Source organism: Colwellia sp. (assembly GCF_013215345.1).
In the GTDB taxonomy this organism is placed as follows: Bacteria; Pseudomonadota; Gammaproteobacteria; order Enterobacterales; family Alteromonadaceae; genus Colwellia.
Window position 1 is genome coordinate 16,457 of sequence record NZ_JABSOV010000072.1, and the last position, 4,558, is coordinate 21,014.

The 4,558-nt window shown below is 38.2% G+C and carries 3 protein-coding genes and 1 tRNA gene; 2 read left to right on the forward strand and 2 right to left on the reverse strand.

Translation table 11 applies throughout. From position 1 onward, the window contains the following. Positions 1-151: 151 nt before the first annotated feature. Positions 152-227 (reverse strand) — tRNA-Asn (locus HRT50_RS12020). 461 nt (positions 228-688) lie between these two features. Between HRT50_RS12020 and HRT50_RS12025 the strand changes: the two genes are divergently transcribed. Together HRT50_RS12025 and uvrB are read left to right on the forward strand one after the other, a co-directional pair. Beyond that, on the forward strand, positions 689-2,077 hold the full coding sequence (locus HRT50_RS12025; RefSeq protein WP_291614756.1) for an MATE family efflux transporter: 1,389 nt from the start codon (positions 689-691) through the stop codon (positions 2,075-2,077). Next, the gene (uvrB, locus tag HRT50_RS12030; protein ID WP_291614758.1) at positions 2,074-4,095 is read left to right on the forward strand and encodes an excinuclease ABC subunit UvrB; all 2,022 of its coding nucleotides are present in this window, start codon (positions 2,074-2,076) and stop codon (positions 4,093-4,095) included. Before HRT50_RS12025 ends, uvrB begins: the two co-directional genes overlap by 4 nt. A gap of 49 nt (positions 4,096-4,144) precedes the next feature. Here the strand turns inward: uvrB and HRT50_RS12035 are convergent, their stop codons facing one another. Beyond that, positions 4,145-4,357 (reverse strand): hypothetical protein, encoded by a 213-nt coding sequence (locus tag HRT50_RS12035; RefSeq protein ID WP_291614760.1) that lies wholly within the window; start codon positions 4,355-4,357, stop codon positions 4,145-4,147. Between the last annotated feature and the right edge of the window lie 201 nt (positions 4,358-4,558).

The window sequence follows — 4,558 nt, forward strand, 5'->3', positions numbered from 1 at the left end:
GACACATGGATTAACAGTCCATCGCTCTACCAACTGAGCTATTGGGGAATAAACTTTTAACTTCTGTTTATCATTGAAGTGTAAACTTTTTCTAAGTTAAACTTAGAAATCCAGTTACCGATATTTGGTTATTATCGCTAACTCTATAATGTGGCTCCCCAAACTGGGCTCGAACCAGTGACACATGGATTAACAGTCCATCGCTCTACCAACTGAGCTATTGGGGAATCTCGTTAACCTCAGAATTTAGTTACCCACAATTCCTGTGGATAACTATGTGGATTAAAGTGTAAGTTAGCGTAACAATAACTGTTTGTTTGGCTTAGCTTGATGTCAATCTATTTTGCTGTAATTAATTAGCGCAACCTTTTCAACAACTTAATTCGATTTAACCTTTTATTGATAATTTAGGCTGAATTTTGAACAAAGAGCCCACCTAGCATTTTATCTGTGTGTTGTTGTATTTTCTTATTCACCTAAGAACGTTGCTTAGCGTACTGTTAAGTTTTGCTTATAGGACTTATTAATAGTCATCATATTTAATAAGTAACTTTTATCGGCGGCTACTTACTGATAAACCAAAGTTAAACGAATAAATCTACGCTAGGTAAAAGTACGTTAATCTTTTACAATACATCGCTGCATATAATTTACCTTGTCTTACCATTAGAATCACGATAGTAATTAAATGACCAAAACAGAAATTTCCCCAAAAAATAACAAGCAAGTTAACCTACTTGAAGACCCGGTAGCTATTACACTAAAACGTATGACCATTCCAATGATTTATGGCATGGTGTTATTGATGACCTTCAATTTAGTTGATACATTTTTTGTCAGTCTTCTCGGCACGCAACCCCTGGCTGCAATCAGTTTTACTTTTCCTGTTACCTTCACCGTACTGAGTTTAACTATTGGCTTGGGAATAGGTACCTCTGCCGTTATCGCTAAATTTTTAGGTAAAAAAGATACCCGGTCAGCAAAAAATGCTGCTACAGCAGCAATGTATTTAGCCGCAATTATCGTTGCATGTTTATCTTTTGTCGGCTATTTAATTACCGACCCTTTATTTACGCTACTTGGCGCCCAGCCATCTTTATTACCTCTAATCCATCAATATATGGATATTTGGTATATAGGTAGTGTTTGTTTAATTGGACCTATGATAGGTAATGCTGTTTTACGTGCCTCTGGAGACACTAAAACACCAAGTATTATTATGGGGAGTGCTGGGCTTATTAACGCAATACTTGATCCAATTTTTATTTTTGGTTTTGGTCCTGTACCAGCTATGGGAATACAAGGCGCGGCAATTGCTACCCTGATCTCTTGGCTATTTGGCTTAGGCTTTGTCTTGTACATATTAACTAAAAAGCATGATCTTATTCATACCAGTATGCTGCCTTTAAAAGAGTTACTCTCTTCTTGTCGAGATATATTGAAAATTGGTTTACCTGCAGCAGGTGCTAATATGCTAACGCCTATTGCTGCGGCCATAATGACAGCAATTGTAGCCACCTATGGTGAATCCGCTGTCGCAGCTTTTGGCGTGGGGTCACGACTTGAGTCAATAGCTTGTTTGATAGTGCTTGCTCTTTCTATGACATTACCGCCTTTTATTAGCCAAAACTTCGGTGCAGGACAATTGCATAGGGTAGAAGAAGCATACAAGGTCGCGATAAAATTTATCCTAGTCTGGCAAATTCTCATTTATATTTTATTGGCTTTTGGCGCGCATTGGATCGCCAGTATTTTTGCCAAAGAGGCTGAAGTCGCGGACTTAATTAAACTCTTCATTTGGATACTGCCATTGGGATATGGCTTGCAAGGGATTATCATCTTAACTAATTCATCTTTCAATGCACTGCATAAACCTATGATTGCTTTAGGATTGAGTGTGGTACGACTATTTGTTTGTTATTTACCATTAGCTTATTTAGGTAGCTTAATTTATGGCTTAGCAGGCCTTTTTGCTGGCGCTTTATTAGGTAATATATTAATGGCTATGATTTCGTATCGACTATTTACTAAACAATTCACTCAAGTTGAGCCTGACTCTAAGGAGCAAGTGGTATGAGAAATCTAACCCTTTGCTCAAATTATACCCCCAGTGGTGATCAACCAAGAGCAATAAAACAACTTTTAGAAGGTATTGAATCGGGCTTAGCCCATCAAACCCTGTTAGGGGTTACCGGCTCAGGTAAAACCTTTACCATTGCTAATGTGATGGAAAAACTTAATCGGCCCACCATGATTTTAGCACCGAATAAAACCTTGGCTGCACAACTCTATGGTGAGATGAAAGAGTTTTTCCCTAATAATGCTGTTGAGTATTTTGTTTCTTATTATGACTATTACCAACCTGAAGCGTATGTACCAACTACGGATACTTTTATTGAAAAAGACGCCTCGGTAAATGAACATATTGAGCAAATGCGTTTATCGGCAACTAAGGCTTTATTAGAGCGTCGTGACGTGATTATTATTGCTTCTGTGTCTGCAATATATGGCTTGGGTGATCCTGACTCTTATTTAAAGATGATGTTACATATTAGCCAAGGTGACATTATTAATCAGCGTGACATTTTACGCCGTCTTGCCGAGCTGCAATATAAGCGTAATGATGTCGCTTTTGCGCGGGCAACTTATAGAGTGCGCGGTGATGTGATTGATATTTTTCCTGCTGAGTCAGACCGTTTAGCATTACGCATTGAGTTATTTGATGAAGAAATAGAGCGCATCAGTCAATTTGATCCACTAACGGGTCAAGTTGAAAGAACTCTGGCTCGTGTTACTGTCTACCCTAAAACCCACTATGCGACACCTAGAGAAAAAATTGTCGCGGCCGTTGAGAAAATTAAAGTTGAGCTTAAACACAGATCACAGCAGCTCAAAGACAATAATAAGTTAGTCGAAGAGCAACGTCTTACTCAACGAACCCAATTTGATATCGAAATGATGACAGAGCTTGGCTATTGCTCAGGTATAGAGAACTATTCTCGCTATTTATCTGGTAGAGAGCAAGGTGATGCACCACCAACATTATTCGACTACTTACCTGATGATGGTTTACTTATCATTGATGAATCACATGTTACCGTGCCGCAAATTGGCGCCATGTATAAAGGTGATAGATCCCGTAAAGAAAATTTAGTGGAATATGGCTTTCGTCTGCCATCGGCCTTAGATAACCGTCCAATGAAGTTTGATGAATTTGAAGCTCTTTCTCCACAAACCATTTATGTTTCTGCCACGCCAAGTAACTATGAATTAGAAAAGTCTGCTGGTGATATTGCCGAGCAAGTGGTTAGACCGACAGGTTTACTTGATCCACAAATTGAAGTTAGACCTGTTGAGACACAAGTAGATGACTTGTTATCAGAGATACATAAACGTTTACCATTAAATGAAAGAGTATTAGCAACAACGTTAACTAAACGTATGGCCGAAGATTTAACTGATTATCTGGATGAGCACGGCATTAAAACTCGTTATTTACACTCAGATGTTGATACCGTTGAACGGGTTGAGATTATACGAGATTTTAGGTTGGGTAAGTTTGATGTCTTAGTTGGCATCAACTTACTTCGTGAAGGCTTAGATATGCCGGAAGTCTCTTTAGTAGCGATTTTAGATGCTGATAAAGAAGGATTTTTACGCTCTGAACGTTCTTTGATTCAAACTATTGGCCGCGCAGCACGTAATATCAATGGTCGAGCAATTTTATATGCGGGCAGAGTTACCGGTTCAATGCAACGTGCTATAGATGAAACCGATCGCCGCCGAGATAAACAGCATCAATATAATTTAGATAACAACATCACCCCGAAAGGCGTTACTAGTACTATCACCGATGTTATGGATGTTGGCAGTTATAGTGATGCCAAATCACTCGATAAGGTAGCAGAAGCTAATGCAAATTATCATATTAGCCAGCAAGCAGAAGAGCCCCTACTAAGTACAGCGCAAATAGATACTAAAATAGAGGGGCTTGAAAAAACAATGCAAAATCATGCACAAAATTTAGAGTTTGAACAAGCTGCCGCGGTACGTGACAAAATTGCTAAACTGCGAATACAGCAATTATCAAGTTAATGGTTTTTAATTACCATATTCCACAATGCAGCTAAAGTAGCCATATCAGCTACTTTAGTTCAAATATTGAATAATGGCCAAGGATAGTAGCAACAGCATCACTATTGCAGTGGGGAAGGTGACTAATATCTTCTATTATTTTATCTTGAATATCGATAGGAAATAATAATAACCGCTCCATATAAAGATGGGCTTGAGTTTCATTATTTGCATCAATCATTTGCTTTAAACGCCGTGCTTGGTACTTCCAAATAGAACTCATAAGGCAACCTCAATTTTTCATTGAATACCCTATAAGTCTAGGGCTAAAGCATCCTAGCGGTTATAAATTTTTTGTCTTAAAAGCAAACCATTGGAAGATAATAATCTATAGACGGATAAGTTATTAAAAACCATTATGTTAATTATTGATGGAGAATGAAGGATTGACAATTTGATTGCTTATTTCCCACAATGAGGGCAC

What these genes read in the sequence shown, in the direction of transcription:
- HRT50_RS12025 (WP_291614756.1), top strand. Translation starts at nt 689, where the DNA reads ATGACCAAAACAGAAATTTCCCCAAAAAATAACAAGCAAGTTAACCTA.
- uvrB (WP_291614758.1), top strand. Translation starts at nt 2,074, where the DNA reads ATGAGAAATCTAACCCTTTGCTCAAATTATACCCCCAGTGGTGATCAA.
- HRT50_RS12035 (WP_291614760.1), bottom strand. Translation starts at nt 4,357, where the DNA reads ATGAGTTCTATTTGGAAGTACCAAGCACGGCGTTTAAAGCAAATGATT.